Origin of the sequence: Amycolatopsis sp. lyj-109, from assembly GCF_046548995.1 — a bacterium.
In the GTDB taxonomy this organism is placed as follows: domain Bacteria; phylum Actinomycetota; class Actinomycetes; order Mycobacteriales; family Pseudonocardiaceae; genus Amycolatopsis.
In genome coordinates this window covers 729160-744311 of the sequence record NZ_JAJPWR010000001.1, presented here as the reverse complement: position 1 = coordinate 744311, position 15152 = coordinate 729160, and the positions used below count along the sequence as shown (strand labels likewise).

Here is a 15152-nt window from a genome sequence, read left to right as displayed (position 1 = left end):
AGCCGGGGGAGTCACCAGGCCGGCGTGAACTTCACCGGCAGCGCCGCCAGTCCGCGGAACAGCGGCGACGGCCGCCAGGCCAGTGCGTCGGCCGGCACCGCCAGCCCGACGTCCGGGAGCCGGTCGAGCAGGACCTCGATCGCCGCCTCGGCGATGACCTTGGCGATCTCCTGGGCGGCGTACGGGCACCGGTGTTCGCCGTGGCTGAACGACAGGTACGCCTGGTTGCCGGTCGAGGCCTGCGGGACCGGCCGGACGAGCGGGTCCTGGTTGGCCGCGGCGAGCCCGAGGATCAGCAGGTCGCCCTTGCGGATCTGGCTGCCGCCCAGCCGGAGGTCGTGGACGGCGAACCGGCCCGGGAAGTTCTGGGTCGGCGTGTCCTCCCAGAGCACCTCGTTCAACGCCTGGCCGACGCTCCGGCGGCCGCCGGACAGGGTCATCGCGAAGCGGTCGTCGGTGAGCATCAGCCGCAGGGTGTTGCCGATCCAGTACGCGGTGGGCAGCTGGCCCGCGTTCATCAGGTGGAGCAGGTCCTCGGTGATCTCTTCGTCGGCGAGCGCGGCGGGGTGGGCCAGCAGCCGCGACGTGACGTCCGGCCCGGGCTCGCGTCGTTTGGCCTCGACCATGCTCCGCACCTTGTCCCGGACGCGCGCGTAGGCCTCGTTCGCGCCCTCGCCGGCGGCGTGCGTCTGGTAGACGTCGCGGACCAGGTCGGCGGTCTCCGCCTCCGGCACGCCGATCATCCGGGCGACGACGGGCAGCGGGATCCCGTCGGCGTACTGGGTGATCAGGTCGGCCTCGCCGCTCCCGGCGAAGGCGTCGATGAGCTGGTCGGCCACCTGCTGGGCCCGCGCACCCAGGTCGAACTGGTCGACGGCGCCGAGTGCCTCGTCGAGCGCCCCGGCCCGCCGCCGGTGCTCGGCGCCCTCGGCGAACATCATCGTGGGCTGGTGGGCCAGCAGCGGGAGCAGGGGCCAGTCGGGCGGGACGCGGTCCCAGGCGTTCCAGCGCCGGGAGTCGCGCCCGAAGACCTCCGGATTGCTCACGACGTACTGCACCTCGCGGTAGCCCAGTACCAGCCACGCCGGCACGTCGCCGTCGAGCAGGACCGGGGCCACCGGCCCGTGCGTGCGCCGCAGCTCCGCGTAGAGATCGGCGGACGTCTGCTGGAACCGCGGCCCGGACAACGGCGTGGCGAGTGCGGGCTGAGGGGTGCTCATGACGTGGTCTCCCGGGCGGCGGACAAGGCGAAGAGGTGGTGGACGAGGGAGAGCAGGACGGTCTTGCTGGAATCGCGCCGGCGGGCGTCGCAGTCGATCAGCGGCACGTCGGCGGACAGGTCCAGAGCCTGGCGCACCTGGTCCAGGGAGTGCTGCGGCTCGCCGAAGTTGTTGCGCGCGACGATGAACGGCGTCCCGTGGTGTTCGAGGCGGTCGATGGAGTACCAGGAGTCGGCCAGCCGGTGGGTGTCCACCAGCACGACGGCGCCCAGCGTCCCGGCGAACAGCCGATCCCAGAGGAACCAGAACCGTTCCTGGCCCGGTGCGCCGAACAGGTACAACACCATCTGCTCGTTCAGGCTGATCCGCCCGAAGTCGAACGCGACCGTGGTGGTGGTCTTCCCGGGCGAGGCGCCGTCGTCGATCCCGACGCCCGCCTGCGTCATGGTTTCCTCGGTGCTCAGGGGGCGGATTTCGCTGACCGAACGGACCATGGTCGTCTTGCCGACGCCGAACCCGCCGACGATCACGATCTTCAGCCCGTCCCTGGCGGTGCTCGGCAGCGGAGTACGGACGTCCTGGTCAGAGTTTCTGCAGTCCAACGAGTACCTGCTTCAGGGTTTCGAGATCGGGCAGATCGGTGTCCACGGGAGCCGAGGACGGGTGGCGGGCAGTGATCCGGCCGGTGTCGAGCAGGTCGCACAACAGGATCTTCACGACGCTCACCGGAAGGCCCAGCTCCGAGGAGACCTCCACCAGCGCCGTCGGGTGCCGGCACAGGCGAAGGATCTTGACGTGCTCGGACTGCATGCCCGGGACCGGATCGCCTTCGCTCACGATCAGCGTCACCAGGTCCAGTGCGCTCTCGTTCGCGCGGCTGCGCCCACCGGTGACGGTGTACAACCGGTCCGGGTCTTCGCGGTGGAGGTGTTCCCGGGTCATGTCATCCGGCCGCGGTGGGCTGCGGCTGATCGTGCCGCGGCTGAGGGCGGGCCGGGGCGGTCAGGTACTCGCCGATCTGCTCGACGAGCTCGTTCATGTTGTGGCCGATCAGGCCCACGTCCGCGTCGTCGGCGGCGATCACGGCGAGGTGGGCGCCTTCGCCGGCTTCCACGATGAACAGCATCCCGCCGTGGAACTCCGTCATCGACTGGCGCACGCCGCCGGTGCCGTCGCCGAACTCGATGGACGTGCCGTACGCCAGGCTCTGGATGCCGGAGGCGATGGCGGCCAGCTGGTCGGCCTGGTCGATCGTGAGCCCGCGGGTGTGGCAGAGCTTGAGGCCGTCCTTGGACAGCACCAGGGCGTGCCGCGTGCCCGGCGTCTTGCTCCGGAGGTTCTCCAGCAGCCAGTCGAGATCGTGATCCGTGGTGTTCATCGGCTGTCCTCCGAGGCAGCAGAAGGGCGGGTTCCCCGGCCGGCCGCGTGGAACGCGCTGAACCGCGCGCCGGCGTCGGCACGGGCCGGTGCGGGCTTCGCCGCCGGCGGTGGCGCTGCCTTGGGCGCGGCCGCCAATGTCTGCCCGCGGCGCCGCTGCGGCAGCCCGGACAGCTCACCCTCCACTGTGGACGCAGGTGCGGCGGGTGCCGCTTCGGCGGGCTGGGTGCGCACCGCCGCCGGGCTCGGCGTGACCGGCGGAGCCTCCGGCTCGGACTGGGTGATCAAGGTCCGGGGGATCATCACCACCACTCCGGTGCCGCCCCGCGCGGACGGCCTGAAGTGCACGCTCAGGCCGTGCTTGCGCGCCAGGCACCCGACCACCGCCAGGCCCAGCCGGGTCCCGGACAGCGTGGTGAGGTCCAGCGGCTCGGCGGAAACCGCCCGCAGGGCCCGCTCCAGTGCCGCGGGGCCCATGACGAGGCCGCTGTCCTCGATCGTGACCACCACCCCCGCCTGCACCTCCTCCACGTACACGTGCACGTCCTCCGACGGAGGGGAGAAGCTGGTGGCGTTGTCCATCAGTTCGGCCAGTGCGTGCATGACGCCTTCCGCGGCGTACCCGGCGACCGCGACGGTGCTGGTCGAGTGCGTCCGCACCCGCTGGTAGGCGCTGATGCGCCCCATCGCCCCGCGCAGGATGCTTTCCATCACGATCGGCTTGGTCCAGCGCCGGCCGGACCGCGCGCCGGTCAGGACCGCGATGCTGTCCGCCAGGCGGCCCGCCTGCGCGGTGCTGTGGTCCAGTTCGAGCAGGTCGCCGAGGACGTTCTCGTCGTAGCGGCCTTCCATTTCCCGCAGGTCGGCCAGCATGCTGGTGGCCAGCGCCTGGACGCGGCCGGCGGCGTTGGCGCAGGCCGCCATCGTGGCCGCGCGCATCCGTTCGCTCCGGCCGATCTCCTGCGCGACCGTCGCCAGCAGCTGCCGGTGGGCACCGTCGACCGAGTCCGGCACTTCGGCGAGTGCGGTGTCCACCGACGCTCCGTCGCGCACCCGCCGGACCACCGCGGGCAGCGTCTCGCCGGCAAGCCGAGCGACCTGTGCGTCCAGCGCCGTGATCCGGTTTCGGTGTCGGCGCGCGGCCTGCGCGCAGTACGCGGCGACGGTGACCGCCGCACACACCAGCACCGCCGCCACTCCGCCGTACCAGGCCACGACCATCCGGTCCGCCCCGGGCACCCCGGCCGTCATCCACCACCACAGCCCGCCGGTGACGACTGCGGCGGCCGGCAGAACGTAGCGGGCGGGTAAGTGCACTGACATCGATCAGGTCCTCGCGGGCGGTCGGAAACAGGACAACGGCGCGCGGCACCCGGATATCGGGCTGCGCCGGGGTTTCAGCGGGATTCGGGGAAAGGGCACGCGGGAGCGTCGCCAGGGCGAGGACGACCCTAGCGCCGATCTTTCCCGTCCGTAAGAGTCAATCTGCACTGGCACAACTTCGCGGGCAGCCGATGTTTCAAGTCAATTCCCCACGGATCGGGAGTGCCTATCGGAAAATGGCCGGGGAATGGGGGGACCACCGCAACCCCGGTTCAGCACCCGGAACCGGTTCGACGACGCACACGATGGCGGCGTAACTTTCACGTCCCGCGCGATCGCGTCGCCGCGTGCCGGAGACCGGATGGGCTTGGCGAAGTTCGCAGATTCCCTTGTGTGGCAAGCTCTGCATGATGTTCGCTCGGGTCGGCCGTGGATCGGGGGGCGGTCGGCGCGACCGGCGGGCGCACGACGTCGTTGACCTGCCGACGGCCGGGTTCGTACTATCCTGGCGAACCGAGTTAGCGAACCGGTTCGACGCCGAAGGCCGCCTTCCCGCTCCCCATGGAGAGGACACCGATGTCCAGCTCACCGCACCAGGTCGCGAACCGGCCGCTCGCTCTGCTCGTCGTCCTGATCGCCGTGCTGGCGGGCGTTCTGGCGCCCGCGGAACGCGCGCACGCGGCGGCGAACTCGTTCACCCTCGGCGTCACGCGCACCGACACCGCCGGCCGCGCGCTGCAGCTGCACGGCCTGGGCATCGTCCGCGTCGGGACCACCTGGTACGGCTTCGGCGAAGACAAGACCGGCCAGACCACGGCGAACACCGCGTTCCAGGACATCCCCTGCTACACCTCCACCGATCTGGCGAACTGGACCTACCAGGGGATCGCGCTGGCGAAACAGGCCAGTGGCGACCTCGGGCCGAACCGCATCGTCGAACGGCCCAAGGTCATCTACAACGCCACCACCCGGATGTACGTGATGTACCTGCACATCGACAACACGAGCTACTCCGACCAGCGGGTCGGGGTGGCGACCAGCCCGACGCCCTGCGGGCCGTACAGCTACCGGGGGAGCTTCCAGCCGCTGGGCAACCAGAGCCGCGACATCGGCCTGTTCCAGGACGCCGACGGGTCCGCCTACCTGATGAGCGAGAACGCCGGCCGCAGCCTTCGCATCTACCGGCTGTCCGCGGACTACCTGTCGGTGGCGAGTGCGGTGGCGACCTTGCCGAACCTCGAGTCCCCGGCTGTGATCAAGGTCGAGGGGACGTACTACCTGCTGGCCTCGCACCTGACCGGGTGGGCCACCAACGACAACGTGTACGCGACCGCGACGTCGCTCGCCGGTCCCTGGTCGCCGTTCCGCAACTTCGCGGCGCCGGGTACGAACACCTACAACAGCCAGACCGCGAACATCATCACGGTCCAGGGTAGCTCGGCGACCACCTACGTCTACGCGGGCGACCGCTGGACGGGCAACGCCATGGGCAATTCGCCGCTGATCTGGCTGCCGCTCACGATCCGCGGCACGACGGTCAGCCTCGGCCAGTACCCGAGCTGGAACCTCGACGCCGACGCGGGCACGTGGTCGGCGAATTCGGGGCTGCCGAGCGCCACGACCCACGTGCTGAAAAACGCCGGCAGTTCGCAGGTGCTCGACGCTTCGGGCGCCTCCACCGCGGCCGGCGGCAAGATCATCCAGTGGCCCGCGCACGGCGGTGCCAACCAGCAGTGGCGGCTGACGAAGCTCGCCGACAACGTCTTCACGGTGGTCAACGTCAACAGCGGCCTGTGCCTCGACGTGCCGGACGGGTCCACGGCGAGCGGAATCCAGCTGCAGCAGTGGACCTGCACCGGCGCCGCCGGTCAGCAGTGGGCCGCGGACCTGGTGGGCAGCCTCACCGGCAGCCAGTACTTCCTGCAGAACATCAACAGCGGGCTCGCGATCGGGGTGTCCGGGTCGTCGACCGCGAATGGGGCGCCGGTCGCCCAGCTCGGCGGGACGGGCGCGGCGAACCAGGTGTGGACGATCTCCTGAGATGACCTCTTCCTCTTCCGCTGACCGGATGTGAGCGTTAACATACGACGGCAGCGGATCGAAGGAGACACGAGCGTGCGCGGGTTCCGGATCCTGGCCTCGGTGCTGCTGATCGCCGCCGGGTTGCTGGTGCCGATGGGACCGGCGCTTGCTCACCCGGGATATGCCGGGTACCTGTTCGCCTACTTCACCGGCGAAGGCACGGCGGACGGCGAGCAGGTCTACTTCGCGTTGAGCCAGGGCAACGACCCGTTGCGGTGGCAGCAACCCGGCGCCGGTCCGGCGTTGCGGTCGGATGTCGGGACCAAGGGTGTTCGCGACCCGTTCGTCATCCGGTCGCCGCGCGGGGACCGGTTCTACCTGATCGCGACGGACCTGCGGATGTACGGCCGCGACGACTGGGAGCAGTCGTGGCGGCACGGCAGCCGCTCGATCGTGGTGTGGGAGTCGGCGGACCTGGTGCGGTGGAGCGCGCCCCGGCTGGTGCCGGTCGCGCCGGAGACCGCGGGCAACGTCTGGGCGCCGGAGGCGTTCTACGACCCGGCGCGCGGTGCGTACGTGGTGTTCTGGGCGTCCACCCTCTACCCGGCCGACGACCCCGGCCACGTCACGACCTCCTACAACCGGATCATGTACGCGACCACCCGGGACTTCCGCACGTTCAGCGAGGCGAAGACGTGGTTCGACCCGGGACACTCGGTGATCGACTCCACGGTGATCCGCCACGACGGCGAGTACTACCGGTTCTCCCAGGACGACCGCGGCCCCGGCGGCGGTGGCTCGACCCCGTGCGGCCGGTACGTCACCGAGGAGAAGTCGAAGGTCCTCCTGAGCCGCAGCTACGACCTGGTGAAGGAGTGCATCGGCAAGGACGCGATCGTCGGCGGCGAGGGCCCGCTGGTGTTCCGGTCGAACACCGAGAAGCGGCGGTACCTGTTCGTCGACGAGTACGGCGGCGCCGGATACCGGCCGTTCGAGACCACGGACCTGGACTCCGGCGACTGGCGCCCGGTGCCGGGCGCACAGTTGCCCGGCAAGCCCCGGCACGGCACGGTCCTGCCGGTGACGCGGGCCGAGTACCACCGGCTCGCTCGTTGACCCGCACCCCGCGTGCTGTCTACTGTGGACCATCAAACGGAGTCGTGAGCCAGGAGTTGCGGTGCGCAGACGTGCGGTGATCGGGGCGATCGTGGCGGTGCTCGTGGTGGCCGCGACGGTCGTCGTCCTGGTGGCGACCCGGACGGACGGCACGGCCCCCGCCGCGGCGGCGAACCGGTCGGACGCCGCCCCCGCGATCGGAGCCGCCGCTACCACCACCCCACCCGTGAGCACGCCGCCGGTTTCGCCCACGACCACGACCACGACCTCGACTTCCGCGTCCGCCGGCACCGCGAAGCCGACGTCCGCGGCCGTTTCCGGGGACGCGCCGCTCGCCGGCCGGATCAAGCCGGGCGTGACCCACTCCGGCGTGGCCACCTTCTACGACACCGACGGCACCGGCGCGTGCGGGTACGACGCGAGCACGGATCCGTTGAACGCGGCCATGAACGTCGCCGACTTCGAGGGTTCCCAGGCCTGTGGCGCCTACGTCCAGGTGCAGGCGGCCAACGGCGCGAGTGTGACGGTGCGGATCACGAACCTGTGCCCGGCGCCGTGCCGCGTGGGGCAGGTCGACCTCAACCCGAAGGCGTTCGACCGCCTCGGGGCGCGCAACCTCGGCGAAATCCCGGTCACCTGGAAGCTGGTCAGCCCGCCGTCGGTGCCGGACATCTCCCTGCGCTACAAGGACGGCTCGTCCCAGTACTGGTGCGGGATCCAGGTGATCGACCACCGCAATCCGGTGGCCCGCCTGGAAGTCCGGGCAGGCGGCAGCTGGAAACGGCTGCAGCGCACCGACTACAACTACTTCCTGTCGGAGAACGGCGCCGGGTGCGGCGGCGCCGTCGCGATCACCGACATCCACGGCGAGCGGCTGGTCGTCGACCCGCTGCCGGTCAAACCCGGCGTCAGTCAGCCGGCGAACCGGCAGTTCGCCCGGCACTGACCATGGCCACCGGCCCGCGTCACGGCTCTTCGGCGGTCGCCGACAGGAAGGCCGCGAAGTCGTCGGTGAACCGCAGGAGCAGGTCGTAGAAGGTCCGGCGGTCCTCCGGCGCCCAGCCGGACAACGCGTCGCCGAACCAGCCGAGCAGCGTGGTGACGTACCGGTCGGCGATCTCGGCGCCGTCGGGGGTCAGCTCGACCAGCCGGGCGCGCCGGTCGTCGGGGTCGGCCAGGCCGTGCACGAGCCGCCGTCGTTCGAGCACGTGCAGGTGCCGGGTGACGTGCGGCCCGGCGACCTGCATCCGGTCGGCGATCTCGCCGACGCGCATCGCCTTCCCGGTCATGTGCAGGGCGAGGAGGATCGACAGCCCGGGCCGGTCGAGGTCGGCCCCGATCCGCTTCATCGCCCGCTCGCCGAGACCGCTGCGGTTCATCAGGGTGCCCAGCTGCATGATCCGGGGCAGCACGGCACGCAGGTCGGACGCGTCTGTGTCGCCCATCACACCTCTTAGATAGCTAACTTAGGTATATAGTCGGTCGAGTCGGGGGTCGATCACGGGCATTGTCGCACCTCGAATATGGATACCTAACTTAGCTATGGGAGATCTCATGAAGAGCGTGCTGATTTCGGGCGCCAGCATCGCCGGGCCGGCCCTGGCCTTCTGGCTGCGGCAGGCCGGGTTCGCGGTCACCATCGTGGAAAAGGCACCCGGGCTCCGGGTCGGCGGCTATCCCATCGACGTCCGCGGCACGGCGCTGACCGCCGTCGACCGGATGGGGATCCTGCCCAGCCTGCGGGACCTGCACATCTCGACGCGGCGGTTGACCTTCCTCGATGCCGACGGCGGCGAAATCGCGGCACTGGCCCCCGACGCGATCATCGGCGGTGCCGACGGCGAGGACCTCGAGATCCGCCGGGGCGACCTGATCCGGACGCTGTACGACCTGGTGCGCGACGACGTCGAGGTCCGGTTCGGCGACACCGTCGAAACCCTCACCGAGCACGCCGGCGGAGTCGACGTCACCTTCCGCAGCGGCCGCCGGGGCACCTACGACCTGGTGCTCGGCGCCGACGGGCTGCACTCCCGGACCCGCGAGCTCGTCTTCGGCGACGAGGCACCGTTCCACCACTACCTCGGCTACACCTTCGCCGGGTTCACCATGCCCAACGACTTCGGCCTCTTCCGCGAGGGGCTCGCGTGGAGCACGCCCGGCAAGGGTGCGGCGCTGTACGCGGTCCTCGACAGCGAAGAAGTGCACGGCTTCCTGATCTCCGCCCGGCCGGAGCCGCCGATGGAGGCGTTCCGCGACCCCGCGGCCCAGCGCGACCTCATCGCCCGCACCTTCGACGGCGACGGCTGGGAAATCCCGCGCATGGTTGCGGCGATGCGCGAGGCCGACGACCTGTTCTTCGACGTGATCAGCCAGATCCGCATGCCGGGCTGGTCATCCGGCCGCGTCGCGCTCGCCGGCGACGCCGCCCACGCGCCGTCGTTCCTCACCGGCCAGGGCACCAGCCTTGCCCTCGTCGGCGCGTACGTGCTCGGCCACGCACTGGCCACCATCCCGGACCACACGGCGGCCTTCGCCGCCTACGAGCACCGCTTGCGGGGCTTCGTCGAAGCCAACCAGGCTCTGGTGACCGAAGGCCAGGCGACGTTGTTCCCGGCGACGGCGGAAGCCCTCGAACGCCGCAACACCGCACTCCGGCAGCTCACCACGGCCCCGCCGAGCACACCCCGGCCCGAGCACTCGGCCCTGACGCTGCCGGACTTCCGGCGACAGGAGCACCGTGTCGCGACGTCTTGAATGACTCATTCAGGACCTCCGACGTCCGGAATGAGTCATTCAAGACACCCCGCGGCACCGCTGCGCCGGGCACACAGCCGGCCGGTGAAGCACCGTAGGCTGAAGCGAATGAGCACGGTATCCACCCCGGAGCAGTCGATGGTCGAAACCCGGCACCAGACCCGGTTGCTGACCCTGCTGCGCGACGACGGCCCGATGTCGCGGGTCGAGCTGGGGGAGCGGCTGGAACTGCCGCGCGCCCGGGTGGGCGCCGAGGTGGCGCGGCTCGCCGAGGTCGGGCTCGTCGAGGCCGCGGGGCCCTCGGCCAGCCGGGGCGGGCGGCGGTCGACGCTGGTCCGGCTCGCCGGGGAGCTGCGGGTGCTCGCGGTGGACGTCGGCGCGACGTCGGTCGGCGTCGCCGTCACCGACGCTTCGTGCGAGGTGCTCGCGCACGCCGTCGAGGACTGCAATGTACGGCAGGGGCCGCACCCGGTGCTGCGGCGGGTGGCCGAGCTCGCGGCCAAGGTCCGGGACGAGGCGCCCGGCCGGCTGGTCGCGGCCGGCATCGGGCTGCCGGGGCCGGTCAGCTTCGCCGAGGGGATGGCCGTCGCGCCGCCGATCATGCCCGGCTGGGACCGGTTCAACGTGCGCGACCACCTCGGCGGGCTCTGGGGCTGCCCGGTCGCGGTGGACAACGACGTCAACGCGATGGCGCTGGGCGAGCGGCACGCCGGGGTCGCGCGCTCGACCGACGACCTGATGTTCGTCAAGATCGGCACCGGGATCGGCTGCGGGATCGTGCTCGGCGGCAAGGTCTACCGCGGGGTCGCGGGCACGGCAGGCGACATCGGCCACATCCGGCTCGACGACTTCGGCCCGACCTGCGCGTGCGGCGAGGTCGGCTGCCTGGAGGCCTACTTCGGCGGGGCCTCGCTGGCCCGCGACGGGCTGGCTCTGGCCCGCAGCGGCCGGTCGGCGCACCTGGCCGAGGCGGCCGCCGAACGCGGGGCGGTCACCGCTCGCGACGTCGGCCGGGCCGCCGCGGCGGGCGACGCCGGCGCGGTCAACCTCATCCGCGACGGCGGACGGCGGCTCGGCCAGGTCATCGCCTCGCTGGTCTGCTTCATCAACCCCGGCATGGTGGTGATCGGCGGCGGGGTGGCCCAGCTCGGGCACCAGCTGCTCGCCGAGGTGCGCAGCGCGGTGTACCGGCGCTCGCTGCCGCTGGCCACCGGAAACCTGCCGATCGTGCTGTCCGAGCTGGGCGAGACGGCGGGCGTGATCGGGGCCGCGTGGTCGGCCACCGACCGGGCCTTCACCCTCAGCAGCTGACCCCCGGGCGCCCGGCTGCCGACCCAAGTTCGTGAAGGCCACCTTGAGGAAGTTTAAGTTCCTGAAGGTGGCCTTCACGAACTTTCGGAGCGGGCGGAGACTTACGTGCGGTTGGTGAGCGCGGCCATAGTGTAACGCTGAAACTAAGCAGACTTTTGCACGTCGAGATCGAAAGTATGTCCGGTTTCGCACGTCTATCCGGGTGAAAACCCGACTTGATGCCCCAGTATCACCTTGACGAGTGATGCGAGTCACCCTACTTTCGCTGCCTGAGTGACAAAGTGTGTTCACTAGTCAGCGCAAGATGGGGGCACCGTGGCCGTCACCGGGACGAGGCGAGCCGGCTCGGCGAGCCCGCGTACGGCGAACCTGGCCGCGGTCCTGCGGGCCCTGCGCACCGGCCCGCTCTCGCGCACGCAGCTGGCGGCCCGCTGCGGGATCGCGAAGTCCGCGGTGCCCGGCCTGCTCACCGAACTCGCCGAGCGCGGCCTGGTCCGGCCCGCCGGGGTCCGCCCCGGCAACGGGCGGCCGAGCCGGCTGGTCGAGCTGCACGGCGAAGACGCGTACGCGCTGGCTCTGGGCATCGAGGCCGACCGGCTGTCGGCCCTGGTCACCGATCTGTCCGGGCGGGTACTGGCCGAGCGAACCGAGGCCGTCGACGTCGCCGCGCTCGGGCTCCCCGCCGGGCTGGACGAACTCGCCCGCCTGGCGCAGGCGGTACTGCCCGGCCCACCGGTCGGGGTCGCGATCTCGGTGCCCGGGCTGGTCGACTCGGCCGCCGCCGTGCTGCGGTTCGCCCCGGCGCTGCGCTGGCGGGACGCCGAAATCGCCGATCTGATGGCGGCCCGGCTGGCCGTCCCGATCGACGCCATCGCCGTGGACAACGACGCCAACCTCGGGGCCTTCGCCGAATCGGTCGCGGGCACCGGGACGGAGGTCTTCTACCTCGGCGGCGGCACCGCCGTCGGCGGCGGGTTCGTCTCCGGCGGCACGATCCTGCGCGGTGCCCGCGGCTTCGCGGGCGAGGTCGGGCACATCGCCGTCGACCCGTCCGGCGAGCGCTGCTCCTGCGGCCGGACGGGCTGCCTGGAGACGAAGGCGAACCTGGCCGCCGTCCTGCGCGCGGCCGCGGCCCCGGGCGACCCGCTGCACGATCCCGCCCCCGGCGTCGGAGGCCGCGTCGCCCTGCTCGCCGACCGCATCCGGCGCGGCGACCAGCGCGCGGTGACGGCGGTCCACGAACTCGGCGTCGCGCTCGGCGTCGCACTGTCCACTGTGGTCGACGTGCTCGACCCGGACGTCGTCGTGCTCGGCGGCTATTTCGCGGAACTGGGCGAGTGGCTGGTCGAACCGGTCCGCGTCGAGCTCGCCGCCCGGCCGCTCGGGCAGGCGCGGGTCGTGGCCTCCGGGCTCGGCCTGCGGGCTCCGTTGTGGGGCGCCGCGCACCTGGCGGCCGAGCGGCTGTTCGCGAACCCGACGCTCGCCGAGGAGGCCACGGTATGAGCGAGCTTGCGAGTGAATCATTCACCACTGCGCTGCTCTCCGTCCGCGGGATCGTGAAGACGTTCCCCGGGGTCCGCGCCCTCGACGGCGTCGACCTCGACGTCGAACCCGGCGAGGTGCACTGCCTGCTCGGCCAGAACGGCGCCGGGAAGTCGACGCTGATCAAGGTCCTGTCCGGCGCGCACCGACCGGACTCCGGCGAGCTCACCTGGGCCGGCGAGCGCGTCGAACTCGGCTCGCCGGTCGACGCCCTGCGCCTGGGCATCGCCACCATGTACCAGGAGCTCGACCTGGTGCCCGGGCTTTCGGTGGCGGACAACATCTTCCTCGGCCACGAACGCGCCAGCTTCGGCTTCACGCGGATCTCCCAGGCCCGCGACGAGGCCGCCCGCCTGATGGCCCGCCTCGGGCACCCGGATATCCGGCCGTCGACCGAGGTCGGCAAGCTGTCGGCCGCCGGGCAGCAGCTGGTCTCGATGGCCCGCGCGCTCGCCCACGACGCCCGGCTGCTTGTGATGGACGAACCCACCGCCGCGCTGGCCGGCGAGGAGGTCGACAACCTCTTCCGGATCGTCGGCGAGCTGACCGCCGACGGTGTCGCGGTCGTCTACATCTCGCACCGGCTCGAGGAGCTGCGCCGGATCGGGCACCGGGTGACCGTGCTCAAGGACGGCCGGACCGTCGGCACCGGCCTCGACGCCCGCACCACGCCAACGGCCGACCTGGTCGCGCTGATGGCCGGGCGCAAGGTGGAGACGGTCTTCGGGCCGCGCCACGACGGCCACGCCCGGCCGGAGATCGCCCTCGCCGTCGAGAACCTCTCCCGGGACGGCGAGTTCGAGGACGTGAGCTTCACCGTCCACGCCGGCGAGGTCGTCGGCATCGCCGGGCTGGTCGGCTCCGGGCGAAGCGAGCTGCTGGAAACGATCTTCGGCGCGCGCAAGGCCGACCGTGGAACCGTGACGGTGCAGGGCAAGCCGCTCGGCGCCGGCGTCCGGGCGGCCGTCAAGGCGGGCATCGGCCTCGCCCCGGAGGAGCGCAAGAGCCAGGGCCTGCTGCTGGACCTGCCGGTGGTGCACAACGTGACGCTGGCCAGCCTCGGCCGGTACGCGAAACTCGGGTTCACCGAGCGCGCCAAGGAACTGGACGACGCCGGCGCGAGCCTGCGCCGCCTCGACCTGCGGCCCGCCGACCCACGGCGGATCGTCCGCACGCTGTCCGGCGGCAACCAGCAAAAGGCCGTGCTCGCGCGGTGGCTGGTCCGCGGGTGCCGGGTGCTGCTGCTCGACGAGCCGACGCGCGGGGTCGACGTCGGCGCCCGGGCCGAGTTGTACCGGCTGATCGACGAGCTGGCCGCGACCGGCGTGGCGATCGTGCTGGTGTCCAGCGAAATCCCCGAGGTGCTCGGGCTGTCCGACCGGGTGCTGGTGCTGCGCGAGGGCCGTGTCCTCGCCGACCGGCGCTCCACCGGGCTGACCGAGGCCGAGGTGCTCGACGTGATTCTCGAGGGGAGCGCGGCATGACCGAAACCCAAGCACCGCCCCAGGAAGCGCTGCCCGCGGAACGGAAGCGGTTCACCTTCACCGCCGACCCGCGGCTGCTCGGCCTGGTGGCCGTGCTCGTCGTGCTCTGCCTGGTCGGCCAATTCACCCGGCCTGAGCTGTTCTTCACCGAAAGCAACATCTCGACGATCCTGCGGCTGGCCGCGGCGATCGGCGTGGTCAGCGTCGGGATGACGTTCGTGATCATCAGCGGCGGCATCGACCTGTCGGTCGGCTCGATGGTCGGCCTGGCCGGCGTCTGGCTCACGACGCTGGCGACCCAGTCGTACGGGCCGTGGGTGATGGTCCTTTGTGGACTGGCGGTCGGCCTCGGCTGCGGGCTGGTCAACGGCGTGCTCATCGCCTACGGCAAGGTCGTGCCGTTCATCGCGACGCTGGCGATGTACGTCTCGGCCCGCGGGCTCGCCGAACGGATCAGCGGCCGCCGCACCCAGGTCGTGGCCGACCAGGACTTCCTGGCCTTCTTCCGCGGCAGCTTCCTCGGCATCCCGACGCTGATCTGGCTGTTCGCGCTGGTCTTCGCGGTCGGCTGGGTGGTGCTCAACCGCACCACGTTCGGCCGCCGGACGTACGCGGTGGGCGGCAACGCCGAGGCGTCGCGGCTGGCCGGGATCAACGTCAAGCGGCACCTCGCGCTCGTCTACGGCGTGGCCGGGCTGTGCTGCGGGATCGCCGCGCTCATGGTCGTCGCGCGGACGACGGCGGGCGCGTCGACCAACGGCATGTTCTACGAGCTCGACGCGATCGCGGCGGTGGTCATCGGCGGCACGCTGCTGACCGGCGGCCGCGGCTCGCTCATCGGCACCCTCGTCGGCGTGCTGATCTTCACGGTGCTGTCGAACATCTTCACGCTGAACAACCTGGACACCGACATCCAGAACATCGCCAAGGGCGTGATCATCGTGCTCGCCGTGCTCTTGCAGTTCCGGGCCAGGAAAGCCAGGACCGGTAGTTAGTCACCACC

14 protein-coding genes are annotated in these 15152 nt (G+C 71.4%); 8 read left to right on the top strand and 6 right to left on the bottom strand.

The genetic code is table 11. The features are described 5' to 3' along the window. Positions 1-11: 11 nt before the first annotated feature. Genes ACLJQF_RS03385 through ACLJQF_RS03365 form a run of 5 tightly spaced genes read right to left on the bottom strand, consistent with a single transcriptional unit; the run spans position 12 to position 3920 of the window. Positions 12-1220: a cytochrome P450 gene (locus ACLJQF_RS03385; protein WP_410606708.1), complete on the bottom strand. Its 1209-nt coding sequence runs from the start codon at positions 1218-1220 to the stop codon at positions 12-14. Next, on the bottom strand, positions 1217-1750 hold the full coding sequence (locus ACLJQF_RS03380) for a GTP-binding protein (RefSeq protein WP_410606825.1): 534 nt from the start codon (positions 1748-1750) through the stop codon (positions 1217-1219). The genes ACLJQF_RS03385 and ACLJQF_RS03380 overlap by 4 nt, the downstream gene beginning before the upstream one ends. A 52-nt stretch (positions 1751-1802) precedes the next feature. After that, entirely contained in the window at positions 1803-2162 is a 360-nt protein-coding gene (locus ACLJQF_RS03375) for a DUF742 domain-containing protein (protein ID WP_410606707.1), read from the bottom strand. Between the two features lies 1 nt (position 2163). Further along, the gene (locus ACLJQF_RS03370) at positions 2164-2598 is read right to left on the bottom strand and encodes a roadblock/LC7 domain-containing protein (RefSeq protein WP_410606706.1); all 435 of its coding nucleotides are present in this window, start codon (positions 2596-2598) and stop codon (positions 2164-2166) included. Then, positions 2595-3920, bottom strand: a complete 1326-nt coding sequence (locus ACLJQF_RS03365) for an ATP-binding protein (protein ID WP_410606705.1) — start codon at positions 3918-3920, stop codon at positions 2595-2597. Before ACLJQF_RS03365 ends, ACLJQF_RS03370 begins: the two co-directional genes overlap by 4 nt. Before the next feature lie 576 nt (positions 3921-4496). On the opposite strand from ACLJQF_RS03365, the gene ACLJQF_RS03360 reads away from it, so the two are divergent. From ACLJQF_RS03360 to ACLJQF_RS03350, 3 genes are all read left to right on the top strand, one after another. After that, positions 4497-5960 (top strand): RICIN domain-containing protein, encoded by a 1464-nt coding sequence (locus ACLJQF_RS03360; RefSeq protein WP_410606704.1) that lies wholly within the window; start codon positions 4497-4499, stop codon positions 5958-5960. A gap of 75 nt (positions 5961-6035) precedes the next feature. Continuing rightward, the gene (locus tag ACLJQF_RS03355) at positions 6036-7058 is read left to right on the top strand and encodes a glycoside hydrolase family 43 protein (protein WP_410606703.1); all 1023 of its coding nucleotides are present in this window, start codon (positions 6036-6038) and stop codon (positions 7056-7058) included. A 61-nt stretch (positions 7059-7119) separates the two neighbouring features. Beyond that, positions 7120-8004, top strand: coding sequence for an expansin EXLX1 family cellulose-binding protein (locus ACLJQF_RS03350; RefSeq protein WP_410606702.1), 885 nt, complete (start codon positions 7120-7122; stop codon positions 8002-8004). Between the two features lie 19 nt (positions 8005-8023). Here ACLJQF_RS03350 and ACLJQF_RS03345 read toward each other — a convergent pair whose 3' ends face one another. Next, positions 8024-8503 carry a MarR family winged helix-turn-helix transcriptional regulator gene (locus ACLJQF_RS03345; protein WP_410606701.1) on the bottom strand — a complete coding sequence of 160 codons (480 nt, stop codon included), beginning with the start codon at positions 8501-8503 and terminating at the stop codon, positions 8024-8026. Between the two features lie 109 nt (positions 8504-8612). Here ACLJQF_RS03345 and ACLJQF_RS03340 point away from each other — a divergent pair, with 109 nt between their 5' ends. The 5 genes from ACLJQF_RS03340 to ACLJQF_RS03320 all read left to right on the top strand — a co-directional run bounded on the left by ACLJQF_RS03340 (position 8613) and on the right by ACLJQF_RS03320 (position 15144). Continuing rightward, positions 8613-9812, top strand: a complete 1200-nt coding sequence (locus ACLJQF_RS03340) for an FAD-dependent monooxygenase (protein ID WP_410606700.1) — start codon at positions 8613-8615, stop codon at positions 9810-9812. Between the two features lie 138 nt (positions 9813-9950). Then, positions 9951-11123 (top strand): ROK family protein, encoded by a 1173-nt coding sequence (locus ACLJQF_RS03335; RefSeq protein WP_410606824.1) that lies wholly within the window; start codon positions 9951-9953, stop codon positions 11121-11123. Positions 11124-11438: 315 nt separating this feature from the next. Next, entirely contained in the window at positions 11439-12626 is a 1188-nt protein-coding gene (locus tag ACLJQF_RS03330; protein WP_410606699.1) for an ROK family protein, read from the top strand. Continuing rightward, positions 12623-14149, top strand: a complete 1527-nt coding sequence (locus tag ACLJQF_RS03325) for a sugar ABC transporter ATP-binding protein (RefSeq protein ID WP_410606698.1) — start codon at positions 12623-12625, stop codon at positions 14147-14149. Before ACLJQF_RS03330 ends, ACLJQF_RS03325 begins: the two co-directional genes overlap by 4 nt. Next, positions 14146-15144 carry an ABC transporter permease gene (locus tag ACLJQF_RS03320; protein WP_410606697.1) on the top strand — a complete coding sequence of 333 codons (999 nt, stop codon included), beginning with the start codon at positions 14146-14148 and terminating at the stop codon, positions 15142-15144. Before ACLJQF_RS03325 ends, ACLJQF_RS03320 begins: the two co-directional genes overlap by 4 nt. The last annotated feature ends 8 nt before the right edge of the window (positions 15145-15152 follow it).

Bases quoted from the DNA above. Each gene is read 5' to 3' on its own strand.
- ACLJQF_RS03385 (WP_410606708.1), bottom strand. From the start codon at position 1,220: ATGAGCACCCCTCAGCCCGCACTCGCCACGCCGTTGTCCGGGCCGCGG.
- ACLJQF_RS03375 (WP_410606707.1), bottom strand. From the start codon at position 2,162: ATGACCCGGGAACACCTCCACCGCGAAGACCCGGACCGGTTGTACACC.
- ACLJQF_RS03370 (WP_410606706.1), bottom strand. From the start codon at position 2,598: ATGAACACCACGGATCACGATCTCGACTGGCTGCTGGAGAACCTCCGG.
- ACLJQF_RS03365 (WP_410606705.1), bottom strand. From the start codon at position 3,920: ATGTCAGTGCACTTACCCGCCCGCTACGTTCTGCCGGCCGCCGCAGTC.
- ACLJQF_RS03360 (WP_410606704.1), top strand. From the start codon at position 4,497: ATGTCCAGCTCACCGCACCAGGTCGCGAACCGGCCGCTCGCTCTGCTC.
- ACLJQF_RS03345 (WP_410606701.1), bottom strand. From the start codon at position 8,503: ATGGGCGACACAGACGCGTCCGACCTGCGTGCCGTGCTGCCCCGGATC.
- ACLJQF_RS03340 (WP_410606700.1), top strand. From the start codon at position 8,613: ATGAAGAGCGTGCTGATTTCGGGCGCCAGCATCGCCGGGCCGGCCCTG.
- ACLJQF_RS03335 (WP_410606824.1), top strand. From the start codon at position 9,951: ATGGTCGAAACCCGGCACCAGACCCGGTTGCTGACCCTGCTGCGCGAC.
- ACLJQF_RS03325 (WP_410606698.1), top strand. From the start codon at position 12,623: ATGAGCGAGCTTGCGAGTGAATCATTCACCACTGCGCTGCTCTCCGTC.
- ACLJQF_RS03320 (WP_410606697.1), top strand. From the start codon at position 14,146: ATGACCGAAACCCAAGCACCGCCCCAGGAAGCGCTGCCCGCGGAACGG.